Source organism: Saccharothrix syringae (assembly GCF_009498035.1).
Classification (GTDB): domain Bacteria; phylum Actinomycetota; class Actinomycetes; order Mycobacteriales; family Pseudonocardiaceae; genus Actinosynnema; species Actinosynnema syringae.
Map to the genome: position 1 here is coordinate 5273949 of NZ_CP034550.1, position 25825 is coordinate 5299773.

Consider the following 25825-nt stretch of genomic DNA (forward strand, 5'->3'; position numbering starts at 1 on the left):
TCAGCTCCCGGAGGTCGCGAGTCGGTCGGCCGCGGCGCGCACGTGCTCGCGCAGGTGCGCGGGCACGCGGTCGCCGAACCGCTGGAGGTAGGCGGCGACGGTGTCGTCGTCGTCGCGCAGGAACGGGAAGTCGGTCGGCACCATGTGCCGGATCGCCAGCAGCGGCACCGGGCTGTGCAGCGGGCGGAACTCCGGGTTCCACAGGCCGCCCTTCTGCGGCGGACCGGGGTGGAACTCGCCGAGCATCAGCCCGTCGCGGGTGTAGTCCGGTTTCAGCGCCCGCTGCGCCCGGTCGACCACGTCGAACCCGGTCAGCTCGGGGAACAGCACCAGGATGGTCTTGAACTGCGCGCCCGGCCCGGTGCGCGGTTCGAGCAGGCCGAACCAGTCGCGGTAGTCCAGCAGCAGCGCGGCCAGCTCCTCGACGCCCGCGGGCCGCCCGGGGTGCACCGAGAGGTAGAACAGGCCCCGCTGCAGCGAGGTGTCGGTGAACGGGCAGACCGCGCCGCGCCTGCCCAGGTCGGGGTGCGGTCCGCACAGGTACTCGTCGGCCCAGGCGAACACGGTGCGCAACGCGGTCTCGTGCGCCGCGACCGCGTCGGGCAGGGCGGGCGCGGCGAAGTCCGCCGGCTCGACCAGCGGGAACGCCCGGCGGTGGGGGTGGATCAGCATTCAGTTCACCTGTTTCCTGCAACGCCCGCGGATCAGGGTCGCCAGCGCCGTGCCGGCCAGCGCGGCGCCCGCCAGCCCCACGCCGGCGGCGCCGAGCAGGCGGTCCTGGCGGCGGGACCGGGCCAGCGCCTCGCCGTAGGGGACGGTGGTGTGCGCGATCAGCGTGTAGAGCGGCACCCATGCGTCGGGGAACAACCGGTGCAGCGCCAGGTCCGCCTGCTTGCGGACCAGGAACAGCGGTGAGCGCAGCTTGTCGCGCAGCTCGACGAAGTTGCGCTTGGACAGCTCGGCGAGCACGTCGGTGTGCGGCCTGCGGGCGGCCTCGAACGCGGCCAGCGCGCCCGGCAGGTCGCCCGGGTGGGCGGCCAGGCACCGGTCGAGCACCGAGCAGTCCTCGAACGCGGCGTTCATGCCCTGCCCGAAGAACGGGTAGACCGCGTGCGCGGCGTCGCCGACCAGCACCACGCCGCGGCCCTCGTCGGTGGTGACGTGCCAGGGCGCGGTGCGCACGGTGACCAGGCTCGCCGCCTCGTGGTCCAGGAACTGCTCCACCACGTCCGGGATGAGGGTGAGCGTGTCGGGGAAGCGGCGGGCGAAGAACGCCCGCACCTTCGCGGGCTCGGTGAGCCCGGCGAACCCGTGCTCGCCCGCGAAGGGCAGGAACACCGTGGCGGTCAGCGAGCCGTCCGCGTTGGGGTGCGCCACGATCAGCCCGTCGTCGCCCGGCCACACGTGCAGCGCGCGCAGCTCGGTGCGCGGCCGCCCGTCGTCGCCGACGGGGATCAGCAGCTCCTTGTAACCCCACTCCAGGAACTCCTGGTGCAGGTCCACCCGCAGGCCGCGACCGAGGTGGGTGCGCACGGCGGAGAACGCGCCGTCCGCGCCGACCACGAGGTCGGCGGTGTGCACCTCCGCGCCACCCGGCCCGGTGGCGGTGACCGCGGGCTTGGCCCGGTCCACCGCGGTGACCCGGTGGCCCCAGCGGAACTCCACGCCCAGGCGCTCGGCCTCGTCGACCAGGGCGACGTTGAGGTCGTGGCGCAGCACGGAGTGCAGGATCTGGTCCTCGGCCAGGCCGTAGGGCTGGAACCGCAGCCCGTCGGGCAGGTGCACCACGCGGCCGCGCATGGGCACGGTCAGCGGGCGCAGCCGGTCGAGCAGGCCGACCTCCCGCAGCGCCACGATGCCGCGCTGCGACAGGCCCAGGTTGATCGAGCGGCCCTGCTCGCGGACACCGGGCGTGCGCGGGTCGCCGCGCCGCTCCAGCACCTTCACCGCGAAGCCCCGCCGCGCCAGGTAGACCGCGGTGAGCGAACCGGCCAGGCCCGCCCCGGCGACCAGCGCCTGCCCGCTCACGCCAGGTCCCCGTCGTCGACCATGGTGCCCAGCAGGCGGTCGACCTCCTCGTCGGACAGCTCGTCGAGCTGGTCCAGCAGCGGCACCGGGCCGCGCGCGGCCGGGCCCCGCTGGAGGTTCGCGCACAGCTCGGCGATGGTCGGCGCGGCGAACAGCGTGGCCAGCGGCAGGTCCGCGGCCAGCGCGGTGCGGACCCGGGCCAGCATCTGGGTGGCGGTCAGCGAGTGGCCGCCCAGGGCGAAGAAGTTGTCGTGCACGCCCAGCGGGGCGTCCGCGGGCAGGCTCAGCACCTCGCGCCAGATCAACGCCATCCGCCGCTCGGTGTCGTCGCGCGGCTCGACCCGCTCGACGGCCTCGGTGGTCCACACCGGCTCGGGCAGCGCGTCCCGGTCGACCTTGCCGGTGCCGGTGCGCGGCAGCTCCGCCAGCACGACGACGGTGGCCGGGAGCATGTACTCGGGCAGGTTCGCGGCCAGGTGCGGCCGCACCCGGGCCCTCAGCTCGCTGTCGGGCAGGGCCGGGTCGGCGGGCACCGCGTAGGCGACCAGCCGCACGTCCGCGGCGTGCGCGGACCAGGCGACCACGACCGCCTGCGCCACGTCCGGGTGCGACCGCAGCACGGCCTCGACCTCGCCGGGCTCGATGCGGTAGCCGCGGATCTTGAGCTGCCGGTCCGCCCGGCCCAGGAACTCCAGCCGCCCGTCGACGTGCCGCCGGACCAGGTCGCCGGAGGCGTAGAGCCGCCCACCCGGCGCGGTGCCGAACGGGTCGGGCCGGAACCGGTCGGCGGTCAGCCCCGGCAGGCCGTGGTAGCCGCGGGCGACCCCCGCGCCGCCGATGTGCAGCTCGCCGATCACGCCCGGCGGCACCGGCCGCATCAGCGGGTCCAGCACGTGCAGCGAGGTGCCCCGGACCGCCGGGCCCAGCCGCACCGGCCCCGGCGCGGGCGCGACGGCGCCGGCCGCCGAGTACACCGTGGTCTCGGTGGGCCCGTAGCCGTCGACGAGGGTGGCGCCGTCGCGCTGGAGGTCGTCGGCCAGGTCGCGGGTCATCGCCTCGCCGCCGCTGACGCGCAGCCGCACGTGGGCGGGCACGCCACCGGCCGCGACGACCATCCGCCAGCTCGCCGGGCCGCCCTGCACGACCGTGGCGCGGCTCTCGGCGATGCGGGTGCGCAGCAGCGCGCCGTCCGCCACGTCGTCGGCGGGCAGCACGACCAGCGCGGCGCCGGTGATCAGGGGTGCCAGCATCTCCACCGCGGACACGTCGAACGCGGGGGTGGTGATGGAGGCCAGCCGGTCGTCCGGGCCCAGGCCGGTCAGCTCGACCATCGCCCGCAGCAGCGCGGCCAGGCCGCCCTGGGTGCAGCGCACGCCCTTGGGCGCGCCGGTGGAGCCGGAGGTGTGGATGACGTAGGCCAGGCCGTCCGGGTGCTGGGGGACGGCGGGGGGAGGGGTGTCCGGCTGGGAGCCGAGGTCGGCGGTGTCCAGGTCGACCTCGGTCCACGGGCCGGTCAGCGGGCCGGTGGTCGCGCGGGCCGCGCCGTCGGTGACCAGCACCGGGACTTCGGAGCCGGTGGCCATGGCGGTCAGGCGCGCGGCCGGCCAGGTCGGGTCCAGCGGCAGGTAGCCGGCGCCCGCCTTCCACGCGGCCAGCAGGCCGACCAGGACGGCCGGGCCGCGGTCCAGGCACAGGGCGACCGGGCGGTCGGGCGCCGCGCCCGCGGCCAGCAGCACGTGGGCCAGGCGGTTGGCGGCGCGGTCGAGCTCGCCGCGGGTGAGGGAGGTGGCGGTCGGGGTGCGGGGAGCGGAGACACCCGAGGCCGCCTCGCCCGGCGTTGCCCCGGCGGGAGCCGGTGCGCCGCGAGTCGGCCCCCCGTGCGGCGGGAAGCCCTCGATCGCGGGCCGGTCCGGGTCCCGCGCCAGCGCCCCGATCACCAGGTCGGCGGCGGTCTCCCGGGGCACCTCCACCGCGTGCTCCTGCGGCGAGCCGCCGGTCAGCGGCAGCTCGGCCACCAGGTCGCCGGGATCGGCGTGCACCGCGGTGGCGAAGATCGCGTGCAGGTTGGCCACGGTGGCGGGCTCGAACAGCTCGCTGTCGTACTGCCAGCGCGCGTACCAGCCGTCGGGGGCCCGCTCGACGGTCAGCGACAGGTCGAACTTGGCCCCGCCGTTGGCCACCGCCTCCGGGGCGAAGGTCACCGGACCGGCCTCGCGCGGCGGCGGCACCGGCTCGACCGCGAACATCACCTGCACCAGCGGCGCGTGCGCCAGCGTCCGCTGCGGTGCGACGAGGTCGACCAGCCGCTCGAACGGCAGTTCCTGATGCGCCAACGCGGCCACGGTCGCCGCCTCGGCCGCCGCGACCACGTCGCCCAGGGTGGTGCCCGGCGTGATCGTCGCGCGCAGCGGCAGGGTGTTGGCCACGAACCCGACCAGGCCCTCGGTCTCCGGCCGGGTGCGGGCGGCCACGGGCGTGGCGACCAGGAAGTCCGCCTGGCCGGTCACCCGGTGCAGCACGCACTGGAACACCGCCAGCAACCGGGCGAACGACCCGTCCGGCACCTCCAGCGTTGCCCGCAGCTCCGCGCCGCGACCGGTCGGTGCGGCGGGCCGGGCGCGGTCGGCGGGCAGGGACAGCACGGTCGGTGCGCCGTGCAGCGCCCGCCGCCAGTGCGCGGCGTCGGCCTCGAACGCACCACCGTCGACCTGCTCCAGTTGCCACACCGCGTAGTCCGGGTACTGCACGGGCAGCTCCGGCAGGTCGGCGGGCTCGCCGCCCACCTCGGCCGCGTAGAGGTGGGCCAGCTCGTCGAACAGCACCGCGCACGACCAGCCGTCGGCGACGGTGTGGTGCAGCACGAGCACCAGCACCGGTCCGTTTTCGTCGCGGGGCGGGCTGGGACGCGGCGTCAGCCCGTCCTCGCCGCGCGCCGGGGCGGCATCCGGTGCCGGTCCGCCCTCGCCGTCCGGTGCTGGTCCGTCCTCGCCGCGCACCAGGGTGGCGCGCAGCAGCGGCCCCTCGTGCAGCGCGAACGGCCTGCCGACCTCCTCGCGCACGGCCGCCTCGACGTCCGCGACCCGGGCGCGCCGCAGCGGCACGGTCAGCGCGGCCGACACGACCTGCACCGGTACGCCGTCCTCGGCGGCGAACCGGGTGCGCAGCGCCTCGTGCCGGGCGACCAGCCCGCCCAGCGCCCGCTCCAGCGCGTCCTCGTCCACCGGCCCGGTCAGGCCGACGCGCCAGCCGATGTTGTAGACCGGGCTCGCCGGCAGCAGCTGGTCGACCAGCCACAGCCTGCGCTGCCCGGACGACGCCGGGAACAGGAACACCTCGTCCGCCCGGTCCTCCGGAATCACCGCGCTCATCGCGCTCCTCCCCCCGCAGTCGTCGTGTCGCCGTGCTCGGACCGGCCGCGCCGGTCCACCGCCACCACCCGGAACTCCGCGGTGTGCCGCGCGCCGCGCGCGTCGGTCAACCACAGCCCGTCCGGGTCGGGCAGCATCTCGCCCACGCCCATGGGCGCCTCCGGTTTCTCCCGGTCCAGCGCCCGCACCGCGTGCGCGAACAGCTCGACCGACGGCCGGCTGGCCAGGTCCACGTAGAACGGTTTGTGCTCCACCGGGCTCTTCACGAACAGGAACCGCGGCATGCCGTGCTCCCGGCGCCACGCCTGCGCCCCCAGGAAGCGCGTGGTCTCGTCGGCGGCGAACGCGAACCCGCACCGCGAACTCGGCAGCCGCCAGCCCTCGCGGGCCACCACGAGCCGGTCCAGGCTCACCCGCGGCGTGTGCTCGCCCGCGGGCAGCAGCCGGAAGTGCTGCACCAGCTGCGCCATGACCTGCTCGTTCAGCAGCTCCACCAGGTCCAGGTCGACCCGGCCGTCCCGGCTGCGCGCCACCAGCCGCCCGCCGACCTCGACCACGTCGCAGTCGCCCACCGGCACCGCGCCGCGCAGGCCCGGGCCGCAGGCGTCGTGCCCGGACACGATCTTCAGGTCGCCGGGCAGCACGAGCGCGTCGGCCAGCCGCTGCGGCGTGCCGCCCTCCTCGCGGGTGGTGGCGAGCACGACGCGGGGCCCGTTCATGTCCCGGCCCATCGCGGTGCGCAGTTGTTCGGGGTCGGGGTGCTGGGAGACGAACAGGGCCGAGCGCATGGTGTTCACGCCGGGGTGCACCTCGCCCAGCACCCACCGGTAGTCGCCGTCGCAGATGGCCTGCTCGTCGCGGGCGGCGATGAGCACGTCCGGACTGTGCTGCACGGCGCCGCGCCAGCCCGGGCGGGGCGCGGCGAACTCCCGCAACACCGCGGCACGCACGTCGGCCACCCGGTGGTGCACCTCCCAGGCGCCCGAGGCGTGACTGTTTGGCCGGTGGCTGCCTGGCGCGTGGCCGTCTGGCCGGTGGCCGTCCAGCCCGTGAGCGCCTGGCCCGTGACCGTCCGCCGCATGGCGGCCAAATCCGTGGCCACTCAGCTCGTGACCACCCAGCGCCCGGGCCCAGCGCTCCTGCAGTGCGCCGACCAGGCGCCGGACCAGCCGCTCGTCGAGCCGGAAGATGGTGTCGTTGGCCCACAGCCAGAAGTCGGCCAGGCTCACCCGCTCGTCACCGGTGGCGGCCACCCGCCGCCGGTAGACCTCGCGCAGCGCGCGCCCGTACAGCGCGGCACCGGCGGAGGTGTACCAACGCGCCGCCTCCAGCACCAGCGACAGCGGCGACCACAGCGTTTCCAGCAGCGAGGGGGAGAGGGTGACGTCCAGGTCGCGACGGCACTCCTCGTGCACCACGGTCCGCCCGGCGTAGAACAGGCCGGGCCTGCGCACCGCGGCGGTGCCGGTGACGGCGGTGAACCGCTCGTGCAGGTCCTCGACCGCCCGCACCAGCCGGTCGGGGTCGCCGACCGCGTCACGCACGGCGTCCCGGCCGTCCTCGATCGAGGCCAGCGCCCGTTCGGCACCGGCGCGCGCCTCGTCGTCCCCGATGGCCGCGATCTGCTGCCGCAGCGAGGTCTCGGGCACCAGCGCCTCCGGCGGCACCTCCAGCGTCCAGGCGATCCGCTTGGCCCGCCGGAGCCGGTCCAGCGCGGCGAACACCTCCGGTTCGGGACGGCCGAGGGCGGCGGCGATGGCGTGGGCGCCGGTCAGCCCGTCGCAGGCGGCGAGCACGGCGGCGTCGAGCGGGGGCAGCCGCACCGGGTCGGCCATCGGGACGTGCACGGTGTCGCCCTCGACCCGCACGAACGGCATCCGCCGGGGCACCGCCCACGGCCGCACCTCGTCGGTGGTCAGCGCTTCGGCCACCTGTTGGACGGCCCAGTTCTCCAGGTAGGTGGTGCGCGAGGCGATCAGGTCGGGGCCGGGCGCGGTGGTGATCGCGGCGGGTGCGTCGTCCACTACCCGTGCCCATCCCACGGGGCCGAAGAAGCCGATGGTGTCGTTCTTCGCGCAGTAGCGCTGGAGGTAGCTCACCGCGGTGTGCTCCCAGCGGCGGTAGTCGACGTTGCGCGTGGCGGGTCGGTCGCCGGACAGGGCGCGCTGCAGTGTGCGGTGGAGTGCGTCGACTGCGGTTTGCAGGGCGCGGGGGTTCTGCCAGGCGACGGCCTCGCGGAACTTGGGGTCACCGCTGACCTCGCGCAACACCTCGGCCACCGCCCGACCACCCTGCTCGAAGCGGTCGGCGTAAGCGGCGAGCAACGCGTTGTGCCGAGCATCGGCATCGGCCGCAGCCGCCAGCGCAGCGTCTACCTCGGCAATGTCAACATCAGAGATATCGGCTCCGGCAATGTCAACATTGGCGATGTCAACATTGGCGATGTCGACATCAGAGATGTTGACATCAGAGATGTTGACATCGGTGAGATCGGCTCCGGCGCTGCCCGCACGATCGGAACCCGCAATGTCAACATTCGACATCTCTACATTCGCGCGGTTGATGTGGTTGACATTCGCGTGGTCGGCATTCGCGTGGTCGGCGCTCGCGTGGTCGGCGCTCGTGTGCTCCGTGATCGCGTACTTGGCCTTGGCGGTACTCGCGTTGGCGATCCTGGCCAATGCCTCCCGGGCCTCGGTGAACCGTCCTTTGCGCACCAGCCGTCCGATGCGGCGCAGCGCCGACCGCTGCTCACCTCGCGCCCGGTCCTCGACCTCGCGCAGCACGCGGAACGCCGCCCACCGCGCGGCCCCCACCTCGTCCTCCGCTTCCAAAGCCTCCTCGGCGGCCCGTGCCGAGGCCGGATCGGCCAACGCCAGCAGCGGTTCGATGCCGAACCCCGTGGCGCGCAGCTCGACCCACCGCCACGCCGCCCAGTTCCCGTCATCAGGCAGCACCAGGTGGTCGGCCACCGCTGCGGTCCGCTGCGCGGGCACCCGGTAGGCCGACCGGTCGCGTCGGGTGATCCCCGCCGACACCTGGCGCCGTGCACCGTTCAGCGCAGAGCTGTTGTTCGCCGCGGGACTGCCGTCAACCGCAGGACTGCCATCGATCGCAGAACTACCGACCGCGGAACCGCCGCCCACCGCAGGACCGCCAACCAAGGAGCCGTCGGCCACAGAACCACCGGCCAGAGAACCACCGGCCAGAGCGCTTTCGGCCAGACACCCATCGATCACCTCCGCGCAGCCGGCCAAGGTCCGCGCCCGGTGCAGCGCCGCGACCGGCACCTCCACCCCGAACTCCTCACGCACCCGGAACACCAACCGCACAGCCAGCAACGAGTTGCCGCCCACCGCGAAGAAGTCGTCCTCCGCCCACACCTCGGCCACGTCCAGCAACCGCCGCCACAGCCGCGCCAACCGCCGCTGCACACCGGTCGCCGGCGGCGTCCGGTCCGTGCCCCGCGCGCCCGGGGCACGGACCGTGCGCAGCGCCGCCCGGTCCACCTTGCCGCTGCGGTTCAGCGGCAACTCCGGCAGCGGTGCGTACCGCGCCGGGCACAGGTAGGCGGGCAGCCGTTCCGCGACGTGCGCGCGGACGTCCTCCACGTCAAACGCCCCCGCGTCAAACGCCTCTACGTCAAACGCCTCTACGTCAAACGCCTCTACGTCAAACGCCTCTACGTCAAAAGCCCCGGCGGGCACCACGTACGCCACCAGGTGCCGCGCATCGCCATCACCGACCGGCAGCACGGCCGCCTCAGCGACGGCCGGGTGCTCGCGCAGCACCGCCTCCACCTCGGCCGGCTCGACCAGGAACCCGCGCACCTTCACCTGCTGGTCCGCGCGCCCCAGGAACTCCAGCACCCCGTCGGGCCGCCACCGCGCCAGGTCACCGGTCCGGTACAGCCGCCCACCGGGGGCCCCGAACGGGTCGGGCACGAACCTCGCCGCGGTCAGGCCGGGCGCGGCCAGGTAGCCGCGCGCCAGCCCGTCACCACCGGTGTACAGCTCACCGGGCACGCCGACCGGCACCGGCCGCATCTCCTCGTCGAGCACGTACACCGTGCTGCGCTGCACCGGCGTCCCGATGGGCACGGTCTGGCCGACCTGGTCGGCCGAGGTCATCACGTGGCACGCCGTGAACGTGGTGTTCTCCGTCGGCCCGTACCCGTTGACCAGCGGCTTGCCGCCGCGGGCCGCCAGCGCCGCGCGCACCGCGGCCGGCGCGAGCACGTCACCGCCCGCCAGCAGCTGCCCGACGCCCGCGAGCACGTCCACGTCGAGCGCCACGAGCTGGTGGAACAGCCCGGCGGTCAACCACAGCACGTCCACCCGGTGCTCCCGCAGCAACCCGGCCAGCACCGCCGGGTCCACCGGCCCCTCGGGCGCGGGCACCACCCGACCGCCGGTCAGCAGCGCGCCCCACACCTCCAGCGTGGTCAGGTCGAACGCGGTCGCCGACAGGTGCAGCAGCGTCCGCCCCGGCCCGAGCAGCGCGAACGAGGGCCGGGTCACCAGTCGCACCACGCCCCGGTGCGGCACCGCGACGCCCTTGGGCCTGCCGGTCGAGCCGGACGTGTAGTTGACGTAGGCCAGGCCCAGCGGGTGCGCCGGCACCGCGTCGAACGCAGGCCCGCCGGAAGTGTCCACATCGGACACCACCACGCCGCTCACCCCGTCGGGCAGCGGGCGCGGCCGGTCGACGACCACCAGCGTCGCGCCGGACTCCCGCAGCGCCGCCGCCTCCCGCGCGGCCGGGTTGGCCGGGTCCAGCGGCAGGTACGCGGCCCCGGTCTTGAGCACCGCCAGCATCGCGGTCACCAGCCCCGCGCCGCGCGGCAGCGCCAACCCCACCGGTCGGTCCGGCACGGCGCCCCGCGCCACCAGCTCGTGCGCCAGCCGGTCCGACCGCCGGTCCAGCTCCGCGTAGCTCAGCCACCGCCCGCCGTCGAACACCGCGTCCGCGTCGGGTCGCGCCCGCACCTGCTCGGCGAACAGCGCGGGCACGGTGGCGTCGGCGGGGAAGTCGACCGCCGTGTCGTTCCAGCGCTCCAGCACGCGCACCCGCTCGGCGCCGCGCGGCCGGGTCAGCTCCCGCACCGGCCGGTCCGGCGCCTCGGCCATGCCCGTGACCAGGTCGCGCACCCGCGCCAGCAGCGCGTCGGGCGCCCACGCCGGGAAGCGGCCGGTGTCGTGGATGAGCTGGAAGCTCAGGCGCGGCTCGGCGAACGCGTACAGGGTCAGGGCGTAGCCGGGGGTGCGCAGGATGCGCACCCGCCTGCCGGGCGGCGCGGACGGCCGGGAGGCCAGCACCGCGCCCAGTTCCCGGTGCTCGAACAGCACCAGGCTGCGCATCAGCGGCGCGTCGTGGCCGGCGGCGCGCTGGATGACCGGCAGCGGGCACAGCTGGTGGTCCCGCGCGGCCACCGAGCGCTCCCGCACCGACCGCAGCCAGTCCACCACCGACGCGTCCCGGTCCACCGGCAGCCGCAGCGGCACCGTGGCCAGCAGCAGGCCCAGCATGTCGTGCGCGCCCTCGACGGTGCCGTGCCGCGCGGCCCGGGTCACCCCGAACACGGCCTCGTCGGCCTGCCCGTGCACGGCCAGCACCAGGCCCCACGCGGCGAGCACGACGGTGTTGACCGTGACGCCCGCCTCCGCGGCCAGCGCCCGCACGGCCCCGGTCTCCGCGTCGGTCAGCCCGGTGCCCGCGGTGGCCATGACCGGTGTGCCCGGCCCGGCGTGCTCCAGTGGCAGCGGACCGGGCTCGGGCAGCCCGGCCAGCTCGGCGCGCCAGAACCGCTCCTCGTCCGGCGCGGTCCGGGCGTCGTACCAGCGGGCGTAGTCGGCGAAGTCCGGGCGCGGCGCGAACTCCGGCGCACCGCCCGAGAGGCGCGCCGCGTAGTCGTCGTCGATCTCGGCCAGCAGCATCGCCAGCGACCGGCCGTCCAGGATCGCGTGGTGGAAGGTCGTCACCACCACGTCCCCCGGCAGCGCCACCACCCGCAGCGGCGGCGCGGCCACCGGGTCGACGCCCGAGCGCCGGTCGGCGGCCAGGAACGCGTCGAGGTCGGTGACCGAGTCGTCCGCCAGCACCGGCACGTCCGCGGCGGGCCCGGCCCACTGCTCCAGGCCGCCGTCGGCCCGCCAGGTGAAGCGGGTGCGCAGCAGCGGGTGCCGTTCGACCGCCGCCCGCCACGCCGCGAGGTAGGCGGCGGTGTCCAGGCCCCCCGGCCAGTGCTGCACGCATTGGATGACGTCCGTCCCGGCCGCCGGGTCGCGCAAACCGGCCGCGATCATCCCGCTCTGCAGCGGCAGTGCGGGCGCGGGTCGTGACAACGATTCCGTGGGCACCGGATCCTCTCCCGTCCGAGGTGTTCCGGGCGCGCTGGAAAGGACCACCGGAAAATATCCGGCAGTCTATTGGGCGCACCACGGACGCGCCCGTGCGGAACGGGCGCTGGTGAATTTGGCGAGGAAGGTCCGGAGGTCAGCCGGAGTGCGCCGCGAGGTGCTCGCGAACGCTGCGCGGGCGCATGTCGGTCCACACGCGGTCGATGTGGGCGAGGCACTCTTCCCTGGTGCCGCGGGTGCCCTCGGCACGCCAGCCCAGCGGGAGGTCGCGGTCGGCGAACCAGACCGAGTACTGCTCCTCGTCGTTCACCACTACGAGGAATTCGCGCTGAGACGCGCTGTCCGTGCTCATGGTCGTACTCCATGCCCTTGGCGGATGTGGGCGGTTGACGTGGAGGGCCACGCTACGCGGCGGTTGTCGCCATTCGGAATCCACTGAACGGTCGAATCGGTCATAAGGGGGACCTCGGGCGGGTTATCAAGTGGTCCTATTGGCTGTAGCGGCGCGTGTTCGATCGGTTACCGGACCGTTTCCGGATGGCGACCGGAGAAACTTTTGCAACCTATGGAGTCCGCCGAAAGCAGTCATGATCGTTGGGCTGTCCGGATATCTGGATCGGTTTTCCGCCGTTCTCGCAACCGGGTGTGCACGCAGGGTTATCGGGGCGCTAGGGTCCTGTCCGGTCGGCGAGGAGGGGCGCTGTTGACGGGCACCGGTGACGAGATCCACAACACGGTCGACGGCACCGTGCACGCCGACTCGGTGGTGCAGGCGCGCGACATCCACCTCCACCTCCACGGCGAAGTCCCCGCACCGGCATCCGACCACCCCGACCCGTGGGTGCGACAGGTCCTGCGGTCAACCGCCTGGGACTGCGTTCAGTCCGGGCACGACTTGCGCGCCCGCGCCGCCGCCGTGGCGGGGCACCTGGCGGTGGTCCGGGACGAGGCGGGCGCCCGCCTGGCCGCCGACCCGTGGCGCGACGACCAGGTGGCCGCGCGCTTCGCCAAGCGCATCGGCTGGCTGCTGAAGCGACTGAACCTGGAGCTGGCCCCCGCCGAGGCCGCCCTGCTGGCCCTCGTGCCACTGCTGCACCAGGCACTGTGGGACCGCGCGGCCGCCCGTCTCGTGGACGTGGGTCCCACCGACCTCGACCAGACCGGCCGCCGGGAGCGCATCGACTACGAGCGCTACCTCCGCGACCACGACCGCCTGGTCGACCGCGCCCTGCTGCCCGACCTGCCGGACCGCCCGGACGCCCAGGTCGAGATCGGCTGGTGGCTGTTCAACCGGTGGGTCAGGCAGCGGGCGGAGGAGGTCAAGCGCCGCGCCGTCGGCGAACTGCTGGCCGGCACCGGCATGCCGGAGGTCCTGGACGTCGACCGCGTCCGCGAACTCCTGTACGGCCTGCGCCTGGAACCCCAGGCCCTGTGCGCCCTGGACCGCCTGGGCGGCACCGCCCCGCACGACGTCCTCCACGGCGGCGAACCGGACGAACAACGACTCCGCGTCCCCCTCCTGGGCCTGCTGCTGGGCGTGGCGCACACCGCGACCGTGCCCGTCACCGACCTGTCCGACACCATCGCGTGGCACCTGGGCATCCCCGCACCGGTCGACCTGGACCGCCTGCGCGAGACCCTGGACAAGGCGGCCTGGCAGACCCAGGCCGACGGCCTGGTCCTCAAGGCCGCCTGCCAGCACGGCGCCGTGATCGAGGCGCTGCGCGAGCACGCCGTCCGGATGGACGCCCTGCTGCACGCCGTCCGACGAGCCGCCGAGAAGCACGGCGGCCTGGACGTGCTGGGCAGGCTGCCGGTCCGCGCCTCGGCGGACCAGGTCGATGCCGCCCACGACCCCGACGGCAAGCCCGAGTTCAGCGGCTGGAGCCGGTTCAGCCTGGACGAGCAGCGGGTGCGCGAGCTGCTGATGGGCGAACAGCTCTACCGCGACCGCGACCTGGCGATCCGCGAGCTGTACCAGAACGCCCTGGACGCCTGCCGGTACCGCCGGGCACGGGAGCAGTACGTGGCGCGGACCACCGACCGCCTGTCGGCGTGGCAGGGGCGCATCACCTTCACCCAGGGCGTCGACGAGAACGGCCGCGCCTACCTGGACTGCGTGGACAACGGGGTGGGGATGGGGGAGGGGGAGCTGAAGGGCGTCTTCTCCCGGGCCGGTGTGCGCTTCGCCGACTTGGCGGAGTTCCACGACGAGCAGGCCGACTGGAACGCCCTGGACCCGCCGGTCGAGCTGTACCCGAACAGCCGGTTCGGCATCGGGGTGCTGAGCTACTTCATGCTGGCCGACGAGATCACCGTGACCACGTGCCGCATGGCGCGCGACGGCGGTCGGCGCGGGCCTACGTTGCAGGCGACGATCTCCGGACCGGGGCACCTGTTCCAGATCCGGCCGGTGGAGGACCGGGGTGGGCCGGGGACGACGGTGCGGCTGTACCTGCGGGGTGGTGAGAAGACGTCCTGCGTGCAGGTGTTGAGGCGGGTGCTGGGCATCGCGGAGTTCGCCACGACCGCCCGGCACGGGCCGGAGCGCGAGCAGTGGGAGCCGGGCGTGTTCCACGCCAGGAGGCGGCCCTCGTGGAAGCCCGAAGGGCTGAACGCTCACGGCGCGCTGATCCCGGTGGTCGACGGCCGGGTGATCTGGTGCGAGCACGGCGGCGCGATCCTGGTGGACGGGTTGCTGGCGCAGCCGACCCACCTGCACGGCGTCTTGGCGGCCCCCGCCTCGGACAAGTCCTTCACCGGCGCGGTGGTGAACCTGGCCGGCAAGCAGGTGCCGCGCCTCTCGGTCGACCGCGCGAAGATCGTGGACGACGTGTCGGAGGTGGTCGAGGACCTGCTCGTCCAGGGGATGGGTGAGCTGGACTTCTCCGGTCCCGTGGTGTTCGAGTGGATCGACCAGGTGGCCTGGCGGACACCCAGGCTGGCCGACCTGGTCGCGGCCAGAGGGGCGCTCGGGGTTGAAGCGGTGCGGTTCCCGCAGGACATCAACCTGGTGGGCGACCTCCGGGATGAATACCGCGGTCCCGCCGACCGGTTGCGGTGGATGATGCGGTCGATGAGCGCCAAGGGCTTGCCCGACCACATCTACCTGTGGCGCTTGCTCACCTACGGCTCGGACCTCGTGGACCTCGTCCCGGAGCTGTCCCACGTCGGTCCGCTCCTGCCCGCCCTGCCGTCCGATGGGGCGCTGCTGGCGGAGATCTGGCCGGACATCCTGTCGTGGCGTTCCCAATACCAGTCATTGACCCCGTACGACATCCTAGCGGCTGCCTGGAGCACCGGGACCACGCCGCGCGAGATGGCTCGTCGTGCCGCGGCGCTGCACCTGGGTTCCCTGGACTCCGAGTGCTTCTCCGGCAGTCGAGTGCCCGACCCCGACGACCGCCTCCTGGTGTTGAACACGCTCGGCAGCCTCGTCGGCTCGGTGGGCCACTCATACCGGGCCTCCGCTGGGCAGGTGCTGCACGGACACCTCGGGCTTGGCCTGAGTCTGCCTGAGGTGGCGAGCCGGTTGGCGCGCTACGGGTTCGACGTCGAGGTCGTGGACCGCCTGCCGGACGACGTGGACGAGGTCGATCTCAACCTGCTCAGCCGGTACAGCAGTGGGATTGGGAGCTGGCTGGCGGAGGAGTTCCCTGTTCCCCTGGTCCACGTGGCACGCGTGAGCGAGGATCTGGGCATCCCGACGGGTCTGGTCCGGGAGAGGTTGCTGCGCTTCGGGTTCGTACTCGAAGCAGCGGAAGGGCTGTTTCCCTCGTACAGTGACCGCGACTTCGTCCTCTTGAGCCATCGGTTGGACGGAATACCTCCCTGGCTGGATCGCGCAGTACCCGTCCCTCCCGGTCATCTGGTGGCTGCGGCTGTCGCGTTCAACATGCCGCTCCAGGCTGTTGTCGACGTCTTGGCGGCATACGGGTTCGACTGCCCGGCCATGCCATCGCACCGCCCCGCCGTGGAGGACAAGTTGTTGCTGTCACGGGGCGTCATCGGGCTTGAGTCCTGGCTACGAGCGGGGCAGCCACTACCGCCGCATCACATCCCAATGTTCCGCCACCAGCACAACCTGGCGCAGCAGGAAGTCGTGCGCCGGCTGAACGCCTACGGCTTCGAAGTCACCGATGACGACCTGCGCGACGACCTGAGCCTCAACGACCTGCTGCTGCTATCCAGGGACTTCGACGGCGTCAGCCCGTGGCTCAACCGGGGCGAGCCGATCACGCTGGCACACCTGGCCGAGGCGGGCGCCCGGTTCTCCATGACCATCACCGAAGTGGCCGACCGACTCCGACAGTTGGGCGTCGACCTGCCCGACCCGGCCGACATGATCCGCGCCGCCATCCCGAAGATCCCGCTCGCCCGCTGACCCCTACGGCACGATCGAGTCCACGTACCCGCCGTCGACCCGCACCGCCGCCCCCGTCGTAGCCGAAGCCTGCGGCGAGGCCAGGTACACGCACAGGTTCGCGATCTCCTCCGGCTCGATCAACCGGCCCAGCAGCGACTGCGGCCGGTGCAGGCGCATGAACTCCCGTTGCGCCTCCTCCCACGGCAGCGACCGGTCCACCAGCTGGTACACGAAGTCCTCCACCCCACCGGTGTGCGTGGGCCCGGCGATGACGCAGTTCACCGTCACCCCGCTCCCGGCCGCCTCCTTGGCGAACCCCCGCGACACCCCCAGCAGCGCGGTCTTGGACACGCCGTAGTGGATCATCTCCGCCGGGATCACCACGGCCGAGTCGCTGGCGATGTACTGCACCCGGCCCCAGCCGCGCTCCTTCATGCCGGGCAGGAAGGTGCGGGTCAAGCGCACCGCCGCCAGGACGTTGACCTCGAAGTACCGCCGCCACTCGTCGTCGGTGATGTCCAGGGCCGGTTTCGAACCGAAGATGCCCACGTTGTTGATCAGAATGTCAACATTCGACATTGTGGCCTCCAGCGCTGCGGCGCCCTCGGCGGTCGAGACGTCGCCGGGGGCGGCGACCACGTCGGCACCGGGTACTGCCGCCCGCAGCCGCTCGACGGCCTCCTCCACCGCCTCCGGCTTGCGCCCGTTGACCGCCGTCCGGGCGCCCGCCCGGGCCAGCGCCACCGCGATGGCCTCACCGATGCCCTGCGTCGAACCCGTGACCAGTGCCGTCTTCCCGCTCAGATCGAGGTGCACCGCACCATGATCGCGCAACCGGCCGGGCACCGCCTCGGGAGGCGCCCGCGGGGTCGTCCGGTCGGGTGGAGGTTGCGCCTGTACCCGCCGGGCTACCTCGACGGTCTCCGCCGGCAGGCCGGGTTCCTCCGGCGACCAGCCGACGCGCGAGGCGCAGGTCGAGGTTGGCCGGACGGCGTGGGCCTCCTGCCGGACCGCCGCGCCACCCTGGCGGTCCGGACCTCACCGACGCCCGGACCGCCACCACCTCACGAGTACAACGCCCCCAGGAACTCCACCAGCAGCCGCTCCCGCAGCGCGGGCGAAGCCGCCGCCAGCAGCGTGTTCACCACGGCCATCCGCTCCGGCAGCACCCCCGACCCGCCCATGCCGGCCGCCGCCAGCAACCCGGCGAAGTCCACCGGCGTCAGCGTGGCCGGGTCCAGCGACGCGACGTGGGCCAGCACCTCCGGCGCCACCTCCACCGGCCCGGCCTCGACCGCCGCCGCCACCGACGCGCGCAGGTCGTCCAGCAGCTCGCGCTCGTTCCCGGCGTTCGCGGCCGTCACGGTCAGGTGCAGGTTGGCGGGGGAGGGCCCGAACGCGAACTGCGGCTGCACGTACCACTTCCGGGCCCGCATCTCGTCGGCCACGGTGAACACGTCGAAGTCGTCCCGGTCGGCGGTCACCGCCAGCAGCGTCGCCTCCGGCGTCCCGAGCACCCGCAGCCCGTCGATGTCCTCGATCCCGGCGCGCAGCACCCGCGCGCTCTCCAGCACCCGCAGCGCCAGCTCCCGGTACCCGTCGTCGCCGACGTGCCGCAGCACCGCCCAGGCGGCGGCCAGCGGACCACCGGACCGGGTGGACTGCGTGGTGGAGTTCAGCATCGTGTAACCGGGCCAGTCGGCGCTGGCGAAGTACTGCGACCGCCGCAGGTCGGCGTTGGCGTGCAGCAGCACCGAGGTGCCCTTCGGGCAGTACGCGTACTTGTGCAGGTCCACCGAGATGCTGGTGACTCCGGGCACGGACAGGTCGAACGGCTCGATGCCGGCGGCGTGCGGCAGCACCCACCCGCCGATGCACGCGTCCACGTGGCACCGCACGCCCCGCTCCAACGCCGCCGCCGCGATCGGGGGCACCGGGTCGACCACGCCGTGCGCGTAGGACGGCGCGCCGGCCACCACGAGCACCGTGGACGAGTCGATCGCCGCGGCCATCGCGCCGGGGTCGGCCCGGAACGTCACCGGGTCCACGGGCACCGGCACCGCCCGCACCCCGAAGTAGTGCGCGGCCTTGTGGAACGCCGCGTGGGCGGTCTCGGGCAGCACCATCGACGGCGCGGCCACGTCGGGTCGCGCGTCACGCGCCGCCACCACCGCCAACAGGCACGACTCGGTGCCGCCGGAGGTCACCGTCCCGACCGCCCCCGCCGAGCCGCCCAGCAGCCGCGCGGCGGTGCGCACCACGTCGTTCTCCAGCCGCAGCAGGCTCGGGAACGCGGTCGGGTCGAGCCCGTTCGCGGAGGACGCCAGCGCGTGCGCGGACGCGGCCAGTTCGTCCAGGCCGGGCAGCGCGCTGTCGTAGACGTAGGCCAGCGTGCGGCCGCCGTGCGTGGGCAGGTCGCCCGCCCGCAACGCGCGCAGCTCGGCCAGGACGTCGGTCATGCGTTCTCCTCCCGCAACAGGGGCAGGGCGACCACCGCCAGCACCGCGGGCACGACGGTGAACCCGAGCAGCGCGGCGGTCACCGCGCCGGACGACTGCACGGCCGAGCCGTCGGTGCTCGCGGCGTACCCGCCCAGCGCCAGCACCAGCCCGTACACGCCGGGGCCCAGCGCCAGGCCGAGGGTCTCCCCGGCGGTCCACACCCCGGAGAACAGGCCCGCGCGCGTCGCGCCGACCCGCTCCTCCTCGGCGGTGATCACGTCCGGCAGCATGGCCAGCGGGAACACCTGCATGCCCGCGTAACCGACGCCGACCACCGCCATCAGCGCCAACACCACCGCGACCGGCAGCACCGGCGAGGCCGGCAGCCCCAGCACGGCCAGGGCGAACACCAGCGACGAGCAGACCAGCCCGGCGCGCTTGCCCCACCGCCGGCCCACCCGCTGCCACAGCGGCATGACCAGCAGCGCGGGCCCCACGAACCCGGCGAACAGCACGGGCTGCCACCCCTGGTCGCGCAGCACGAGCCGGGCGAAGTAGTCGACGCCGGCGAGCATCGTGCCCAGCCCCACGGCCTGCACCACGAACACCGCCAGCAGCAGCCGGAACGGCCGCGAGCCCCGCACCGCGGCCAGCAGGTCGCGCGGTGCGGCGGCGGTGGACGTGCGTCGCGCGACCGGAACCCCGCGCGTGCCCGCGACCGTGACCAGGGTCCCGACCACCATCACCGCCGCGACCGCCGCGCCCATGCCGGGGTAGCCGACCAGGTCGCGCACCGCCGGCGCGCCCGCGCCGCCGAGCAGGATGGCCAGGGCCAGGAACGCCATCCGCCACGCCATCAGCCGGGTGCGCTCGTCGTAGTCGTCGGTGATCTCCGCGGCCATCGCCACGTACGGCACCTGGAAGAACGCGTAGGCGGTCGCGCAGGCCAGGAACACCACCGCCACGTACACCGCCGCGCCCGCGCCGTCGAACGGCCCGGCGAACAGCAGCGCGAACAGCACCGCCGTGGCCAGCCCGCCGCGCAGCAGGAACGGCCGCCGCACCCCGGCCCGGTCGCTGATCCGGCCCGCCACGGGGTTGAACAGCACGTCCCACGCCTTGGGCAGCAGCACCAGCAGGCCCGCGACCGCGGCGGGCACGGCCAGGCCGTCGGTCAGGTAGGGCAGCAGGAGCAGACCGGGCACGGTGCCGAACGCGCCGGTCACGAACGACCCGGTGGCGTAGCCCGCCCGGACCCGGTTGCCGATCATCCGCATAGGCGGAAGATCTTCGCATCCGGTGCGACCCGCCGGCCAGGAGCGCTTCGGCGGGTGAGCCCGCGGCGGGTGGTGCCAACCGCCACCCGCCACGGGCTCAGGGGATCGGCACACGCGTGCGGTCGGGTACGAGGTGAGGTCGACGCTCCGCTCCGGCGTCGCCGGGCAGTGCGGTCGCTACCACCAGCGCGCGCATCGCGGCGCGGACCCGGTCGGGCCGCACCGCGCCACCCGCGGGCCGCCGTCCGCGACCGGCCGGCACCCGCGAACCGGGGAGTCCGCTCACCCGGGGTCGAGGCGGACGCAGCACAGGTCGGGCGCGGGGGCGAGGCGGGCGGTCAGGCCGGTGGCGGCGAGCCCGTCGAGCAGGCCGTCCAGCAGGCACAGGTTCATGCCGCACACCAGCTCGGTGTGCTGCCGCGCCAGGCTGTGGAACGGGCAGTTGCCCAGCACGATCGCGGTGCCGGACGCGCGCGGCTCGAACCCGTGGTCCTCCAGCGCGCGCATCGCGGCGGGCCGGTCGTCCCGCGCCCCGTGGCCGTCGCGGGCGGCCCGGCCGATCTCCCGGCCCAGGTCGCGGGCACGCCGGTGGAGCACGGCGCGCGGTGGTTCGCCGGTCGAGTCGGCCTCGGCGAGGGCGTCGGCCAGCAGCAGCCCGGCCAGCTCGTAGCGCCGGTCGGGCAGCGAGACCGCGATCTGCGCCGCGGAACGCCGGTAGAGCTTGGCCGGCCGCCCGGCGCCGGGACCGCTGCGCCCGGTGCGCCGCTCGTGGACGGCCTCCAGCAGCCCCTCGGCGACCAGCCGGTCGAGGTGGAACGCGGCCGTGGTGCGCGGCACGCCGACCGCCTCGGCGGCCTCGTCGCGGCCCACCGGCGCGGGTTGGCGCACCACGAAGTCGTAGAGCCGGCGCCGGGTCGGCTCGTCGAGCGCCGCGACGGCGGAGACGTGCGTCGACGGCGGCTGGTCCGGTTCGCCCATTCTAAAACCTACTTCTGTTGACGGAAGAACGCGTCGGCTTCTAAGGTTAGCCGAAGTTGTCGATAGAAGGAGGAGCCATGTCCACCGAGGTCTCCGACGTCCGGCCGGCGGGTCGGGCGGCGCGGCCCGACTCCCCGCCCCGGCGGTTGCAGGTGGTCCACGGGCGCGGCGTCGTGGACGTGGCGGCCGCGCGGCGGGCCGTGGCCGACCTGCTGGTGGCGCTGGGCAAGGACCCGGCCTCCGAGCACCTGGCCGACACGCCGCAGCGGGTCGCGCACGCCTACGCCGAGATGCTGACCCCGCGCGAGTTCGACCTGACGACCTTCCCCAACGACGAGGGCTACGACGAACTGGTGCTGGTGCGGGGGATACCGGTGCAGTCGCTGTGCGAACACCACCTGCTGCCCTTCCACGGCGTGGCGCACGTGGGCTACCTGCCCGGTGAGCGCATCCTCGGGCTGTCCAAGCTCGCCCGCGTGGTCGAGCTGTTCGCCCGCGACTTCCAGGTGCAGGAGCGGCTGACCAGGCAGGTGGCCGACTGGCTGCGGGAGCACCTGGTGCCCCGGGGCGTCGGCGTGGTGGTCGAGGCCGAGCACATGTGCATGTCGCTGCGCGGCGTGCGGGCCCCGGGCTCCCGCACCGTGACCTCGACCCTCCACGGCCTGCTGCGCGAGGACGCCCGGTCGCGGCAGGAGTTCTTCGCCCTGGCCGGCGTCAACCGGTAGCCGGGGCGAGCACGCCGAGCACCGCCAGCGCGATGTGGACCAGGTGGGCGTGCGACCGGGGCGCGGTCTCCCCGGCCAGGACCCGGTCGGACCGCAGGTTGAGCACGGGGCGCACCGCGACCAGTTGCAGCGTCAGCACGACCGGGGCCGCCACCGCCGCGGTCGTCACCGGGGCGGGCGGCGAACCCGCCACCACCGCCGCCACCACGACGCAGGCCAGGCGACCTCGACGACGTTGAGCGCGCGGAACACGATCCGGCCGATGCCCAACCCGATCGCCACCGTCACCCCGGGCGCCCGGAACTTCAGCGGTGCCTCCGGGAAGGAGATCGCCGGCGCCATCCCCAACCACAGGCAGGCGATGCCCGCGAGCACCGCGGTCGGCGTCACGGCGCGCCCCCGTCGTCCGCGGGCATGTCCGCACCGCAGCGCGGGCACACCGCGGGCGGCTCGCCGTCGGGCAGCAACCCGCACTCCGGGCACAGCCTGGACAGCCGGCACGTCGGGTCGCCGCCGTCGACGTGCTCCCGCCGGACGACCGCGGCCCGGTCCTCGTCCAACCCCACCGCCACCTCCTGGTGCCTGAAACAGGTAGTGAAAATACCTCTTTTGCTATGGTCGGACCGTGCGCCTCAACCGCTCGACCGACATCGCCCTGCGCGTGGTGATGCTGCTCGCCTCGGGCGGCGGTCGGCTCACCGTCGACCGGTTGGCCGAGGTGCTGGACGTGCCGCGCAACCACATGGCCAAGGTCGTGCAACGCCTCCAGCGCCACGGCCTCGTCGTCACCGCGCGCGGCCGGGTCGGCGGGGTCGCCGTGCCGGTGGGGGCGCTGGACGCGACCGTCGGCACCGTCGTGCGCGCGCTGGAGGGTGAGGACGAGGTCGTGGACTGCGAGGGGCCGCCGTGCCCGCTGCGCGGGGGCTGCCACCTGCGCACCGCCCTGCGGGAGGCGCAACTGGCGTTCCTGGCCGCGCTGGACCGGGTGACCGTGCGGTCGCTGGTGGCCACGCCGGCCGGCCCCGTGCTGCTCGGCCTGGCCGCGGGGGAGCGGTCGTGACCGCGAGGCGGGACCTGGGCGGTCGGGAGGACGCGCTGGCCGTGGTGACCGAGTTCTACCGGCGCGCCTTCGACGACGCGCTGCTCGGCCCGGTCTTCCGCGACGTGGCCCGGCTGGACCTCCCGGCGCACCTGCCGGTGATGGCGGACTTCTGGGCGACGGTGCTGTTCCGCGCCGGGACCTACCGGGGCAACCTGCTGAGCGTGCACGCGGCGCTGGACGAACGCGCCCCCCTGACGGCCGCGCACTTCACGCGGTGGCTGGCGCTGTGGACCGCCACCGTCGACGAGCTCTTCGCGGGCGAGAAGGCCGACCTGGCGAAGTCGCAGGCCGAGCGGATCGCCGCGTCGGTGGTGCGCCGCCTGCGGCGGGAGGACGCCGGGGAACTGGTCACCATCCGGCGGCGGGACCAGGTCGAGGCGGGATCGACCCGGGTGCCGACATCACCCGCGCGTGGTCGCACCCCGGCGCCCGGCGGCTCCTGCTCGACGAAACAGCCCGCGGATGGCCTTCGCACCTCGACGGGGTATGACCCGGAGCGGGACTGCGAGCGGGCAGGAACTGCCGGCGACTAGAGCAGCAGCGGGGTGCTCGGCTCGACCCCGCACAGGGCGCGGCCGTAGTGCTCGATGCCGGTGGTCGGGATCATGACCGCGTGCGTGGCCAGGGCCTGGACGTCCCGGGCGATCCGGTGGAGGGGGAACCTGGTCGCGATGCCCGACGCCCCCGAGTTCAGGCGCAGCGCTTCGACGGCCTCGGTGCACAGCCTCGCCGCGTAGGCCGCCTGCCCCCAGACCCTGGCCTTGTCCGCCGGTGGGCACGGCGCGCCCGCGGCGACGCGCTCGTCGAGCAGGGTGGCCGCCTGGTCGGCCAGCAGGCGGGCGGAGTCGATCTTCAGCCTGGTCTCGGCGACCTGGTGGTGGGTGGTGGCGGCGTCGCGGTGGTGGGCGTGACCCGTGTAGGCGATCGGGCCGCGGTGGGGCAGGCGTTCCAGGTACAGCTCGTACGCGGCCTCGGCCATGCCCAGGAAGGCCGCGACGGCGCTGGTGAGCAGGTAGGTCAGCGGCGGGTGGCGGAAGAAGGGCGAGTTCGCGTTGCGCTCGCTGCGGTGCTCCTGGTCGAGCAGCCGCGCCGACCGGATCGCGTGCCGGTGGGGCACGAAGACGTCCTGGCCGGTCACCGTGTTGCTGCCGGTGCCCTCCAGGCCGCTGACGTACCAGTCGTCCTCGACGGTCAGGTCCCCGGCGGGGAGGACGAAGTGCATCAGCTCACCGTCGACGACGGCCGGGTGGAGCATGTACGAGGCGTCCAGGCAGCCACTGCTGAACGGCCAGCGGCCGGACACGGCGTACCCGCCGTCGACCGCCACCGCCCGCCCGGGCGTGGCCAGGGTGGTGCAGTGGAAGGCCCGGCGGTCGGCGAACACCTCCTCCTGCACCTCGTCGGGGAACTTGGTGAGCAGGAAGGCCGAGTCCAGGTAGATGGCCGAGACCCAGGCCGTGGAACCGCAGCCGCGGGCCAGCTCGGTGAGGGCCGCGAGCTTCGTGCGCACGTCGCACTCCAGGCCGCCGAGGTGCCGGGGCAGGGCCACGTGGAAGATGCCCGTCTCGCGCAGCGCTTCGAGGTTCTCCCGGGGGACGCGGCGCTCGGCGGTGCAGCGGGCGGCGTTGGCGCGGAGCAGGGGGAGCAGGGCGCGCACCCGGTCGACGAGATCCGGCATCGTGTCCTCCCGTGCTCGTGACCCGCGCTCCGGGGCCACTGTGCCACAGGAGATCATCGGCGGCTGGGGCGCGCGGGACACGGCACCCGAACGGCCCTTCGGGCCGGAGGCGGCGGTCACGGGCCGCTCGGCGGTCACCGGCAACGCGCCGCCGCCGGAGTAACCGGTGCTGCTGCCAGTGGTGGTTGTCCGGGGTGTGGAAACACCGTAATGATATCGCTTGCCCTGAATCGCGGGGAATTCGGGTTGTCAGGGTATATTCCACTCGAATGCCGAAGGTGGCGTGGTGAGCAGTATTCGCGGAGTAGAATTGCCGAGATATTTCACAATTCTTTCGACCGTCGCGGTCACGGCGCTGGCAATCGGTGCCACGGCGCCGCGGGCGGCCGCGGCCGCGGCCCCGCCCCCGATCACCGACCTGGGCGCCCTGCCCGGTGACCTCTACAGCTACCCGGACGGCCTCAACGAGGCGGGCACGGTCATCGGCCAGTCCTTCTCCGGGCTCCCGAACCGCGACAACACCAGGGAGCGCGCGGTGCGGTGGAGCCCCGACGGCACCATCACCGCCCTGCCCATCCCGGCCGACATCCCGCACCCCCACAGCACGCCCGTCGACATCAACGAATCCGGCTCGATCACCGGCTTCACCTCGGACGTCCCCGGCATCGGGGTGTACCGGGCCCTGCGCTGGGCCCCGGACGGCACGGTCACCGAACTCGAACCGCTGCCCGGCGACACCCAGGCCAACCCCCGCGGCATCGCCGAGGACGGCACCGTGGCCGGCTACTCCCAAGGCCCCACCGGCGTGAGGCGCGCGGTGAAGTGGGCACCCGACGGCACCGTCACCAGGCTCGCCCCCCTGCCCGGCGAGACCGACTCCCTCCCCTCGCTGGTCAACGACAACGGCACCGTCGTCGGTCGGGTGAGCACGAACAACCGCCAGTACGCCGTGCGGTGGAACCGGGACGGCACGGTCACGGACATCACCGCCCACGTCGCGAGCCCTTCCGCCATCAACGGCGCCGGTGCCGTCAGCGGCTGGGGCCGGGACCGCCACGGCTTCCGACTGGACCCGGACGGCACGGCCGTCGACCTCGGCCTGGACGCGGACACCAGGGCCATCGGCACCGACGGCACCACCGTCGGCTGCTACTACCACGGCCCGCACCAGAAGACCGCCGCGAAGTGGGCTCCCGACGGCACCGCGACCGCACTGGAGCACCTGCCCGGCGACACCAACGGCTGGGCCTTCGACATCAACGACGCGGGTACCGCCGTCGGGCGCACCTCGCGGTTCTTGAACGTGAGCAGCGAGGTGGGCCAGGCCGCGAAGTGGGCTCCCGACGGGACCGTCACCGCGCTGGGCGCCCTGCCCGGCGCCACCCGGAGCGGGGCTTACCACATCAACTCGGCCGGCACCGTCGCCGGCTCGTCCCACACCTCCTCCGGGGAGGAGCACGCCGTGGTCTGGCGCCCCTGAGCGGGGGCCCGGTCCACCCCTCG

The 25825-nt window shown here is 74.1% G+C and carries 19 protein-coding genes; 6 read left to right on the top strand and 13 right to left on the bottom strand.

Annotation, left to right across the window (positions count from 1 at the left end; genetic code table 11):
* The 5 genes from EKG83_RS22890 to EKG83_RS22910 form a co-directional block, all read right to left on the bottom strand.
* The gene (locus EKG83_RS22890) at nt 1–672 is read right to left on the bottom strand and encodes a DUF6875 domain-containing protein (RefSeq protein WP_033429464.1); all 672 of its coding nucleotides are present in this window, start codon (nt 670–672) and stop codon (nt 1–3) included.
* On the bottom strand, nt 673–2028 hold the full coding sequence (locus EKG83_RS22895) for an FAD-dependent oxidoreductase (RefSeq protein ID WP_033429463.1): 1356 nt from the start codon (nt 2026–2028) through the stop codon (nt 673–675).
* Nucleotides 2025–5396 carry a non-ribosomal peptide synthetase gene (locus tag EKG83_RS22900; protein WP_033429462.1) on the bottom strand — a complete coding sequence of 1124 codons (3372 nt, stop codon included), beginning with the start codon at nt 5394–5396 and terminating at the stop codon, nt 2025–2027. Before EKG83_RS22900 ends, EKG83_RS22895 begins: the two co-directional genes overlap by 4 nt.
* A complete protein-coding gene (locus EKG83_RS22905; protein ID WP_153278309.1) occupies nt 5393–11755 on the bottom strand; it encodes a non-ribosomal peptide synthetase in 6363 nt (2120 codons plus the stop codon). The genes EKG83_RS22900 and EKG83_RS22905 overlap by 4 nt, the downstream gene beginning before the upstream one ends.
* A 136-nt stretch (nt 11756–11891) precedes the next feature.
* Nucleotides 11892–12107, bottom strand: a complete 216-nt coding sequence (locus tag EKG83_RS22910; protein WP_033429461.1) for an MbtH family protein — start codon at nt 12105–12107, stop codon at nt 11892–11894.
* 351 nt (nt 12108–12458) lie between these two features.
* Here EKG83_RS22910 and EKG83_RS22915 point away from each other — a divergent pair, with 351 nt between their 5' ends.
* Nucleotides 12459–16139 carry a wHTH domain-containing protein gene (locus EKG83_RS22915; protein WP_051765081.1) on the top strand — a complete coding sequence of 1227 codons (3681 nt, stop codon included), beginning with the start codon at nt 12459–12461 and terminating at the stop codon, nt 16137–16139.
* Between the two features lie 3 nt (nt 16140–16142).
* On the opposite strand, the gene EKG83_RS22920 is transcribed toward EKG83_RS22915, so the two are convergent.
* From EKG83_RS22920 to EKG83_RS22935, 4 genes are all read right to left on the bottom strand, one after another.
* A complete protein-coding gene (locus EKG83_RS22920; RefSeq protein WP_033429460.1) occupies nt 16143–16937 on the bottom strand; it encodes an SDR family NAD(P)-dependent oxidoreductase in 795 nt (264 codons plus the stop codon).
* Nucleotides 16938–17185: 248 nt separating this feature from the next.
* A complete protein-coding gene (locus EKG83_RS22925) occupies nt 17186–18580 on the bottom strand; it encodes a pyridoxal phosphate-dependent decarboxylase family protein (RefSeq protein ID WP_033429459.1) in 1395 nt (464 codons plus the stop codon).
* Nucleotides 18577–19839, bottom strand: coding sequence for an MFS transporter (locus tag EKG83_RS22930; RefSeq protein WP_033429458.1), 1263 nt, complete (start codon nt 19837–19839; stop codon nt 18577–18579). Before EKG83_RS22930 ends, EKG83_RS22925 begins: the two co-directional genes overlap by 4 nt.
* Nucleotides 19840–20121: 282 nt before the next feature.
* On the bottom strand, nt 20122–20817 hold the full coding sequence (locus tag EKG83_RS22935; RefSeq protein ID WP_033429457.1) for a helix-turn-helix transcriptional regulator: 696 nt from the start codon (nt 20815–20817) through the stop codon (nt 20122–20124).
* 77 nt (nt 20818–20894) lie between these two features.
* On the opposite strand from EKG83_RS22935, the gene folE reads away from it, so the two are divergent.
* A complete protein-coding gene (gene folE / locus EKG83_RS22940; RefSeq protein ID WP_051765079.1) occupies nt 20895–21542 on the top strand; it encodes a GTP cyclohydrolase I FolE in 648 nt (215 codons plus the stop codon).
* On the opposite strand, the gene EKG83_RS49735 is transcribed toward folE, so the two are convergent.
* From EKG83_RS49735 to EKG83_RS22950, 3 genes are read right to left on the bottom strand one after another with little or no spacing between them, the layout of a single operon-like run.
* Nucleotides 21532–21747, bottom strand: coding sequence for a hypothetical protein (locus tag EKG83_RS49735; protein ID WP_407690772.1), 216 nt, complete (start codon nt 21745–21747; stop codon nt 21532–21534). The genes folE and EKG83_RS49735 overlap by 11 nt on opposite strands.
* Complete coding sequence (locus tag EKG83_RS49740; protein ID WP_407690773.1) at nt 21708–21932, bottom strand: hypothetical protein; 225 nt, start codon at nt 21930–21932, stop codon at nt 21708–21710. The genes EKG83_RS49735 and EKG83_RS49740 overlap by 40 nt, the downstream gene beginning before the upstream one ends.
* The gene (locus EKG83_RS22950; RefSeq protein ID WP_153278310.1) at nt 21929–22108 is read right to left on the bottom strand and encodes a hypothetical protein; all 180 of its coding nucleotides are present in this window, start codon (nt 22106–22108) and stop codon (nt 21929–21931) included. Before EKG83_RS22950 ends, EKG83_RS49740 begins: the two co-directional genes overlap by 4 nt.
* A 59-nt stretch (nt 22109–22167) precedes the next feature.
* Here EKG83_RS22950 and EKG83_RS22955 point away from each other — a divergent pair, with 59 nt between their 5' ends.
* Both EKG83_RS22955 and EKG83_RS22960 read left to right on the top strand, forming a co-directional pair.
* Nucleotides 22168–22602, top strand: a complete 435-nt coding sequence (locus EKG83_RS22955) for an RrF2 family transcriptional regulator (RefSeq protein WP_033429455.1) — start codon at nt 22168–22170, stop codon at nt 22600–22602.
* On the top strand, nt 22599–23177 hold the full coding sequence (locus tag EKG83_RS22960; RefSeq protein ID WP_063741276.1) for a group III truncated hemoglobin: 579 nt from the start codon (nt 22599–22601) through the stop codon (nt 23175–23177). The genes EKG83_RS22955 and EKG83_RS22960 overlap by 4 nt, the downstream gene beginning before the upstream one ends.
* Here the strand turns inward: EKG83_RS22960 and EKG83_RS22965 are convergent.
* Complete coding sequence (locus tag EKG83_RS22965) at nt 23174–24322, bottom strand: acyl-CoA dehydrogenase family protein (protein WP_033429454.1); 1149 nt, start codon at nt 24320–24322, stop codon at nt 23174–23176. The genes EKG83_RS22960 and EKG83_RS22965 overlap by 4 nt on opposite strands.
* A 40-nt stretch (nt 24323–24362) precedes the next feature.
* Between EKG83_RS22965 and EKG83_RS49085 the strand changes: the two genes are divergently transcribed.
* The gene (locus tag EKG83_RS49085; RefSeq protein WP_265590345.1) at nt 24363–24485 is read left to right on the top strand and encodes a hypothetical protein; all 123 of its coding nucleotides are present in this window, start codon (nt 24363–24365) and stop codon (nt 24483–24485) included.
* A 372-nt stretch (nt 24486–24857) separates the two neighbouring features.
* Complete coding sequence (locus EKG83_RS22970) at nt 24858–25802, top strand: hypothetical protein (RefSeq protein WP_153278311.1); 945 nt, start codon at nt 24858–24860, stop codon at nt 25800–25802.
* The last annotated feature ends 23 nt before the right edge of the window (nt 25803–25825 follow it).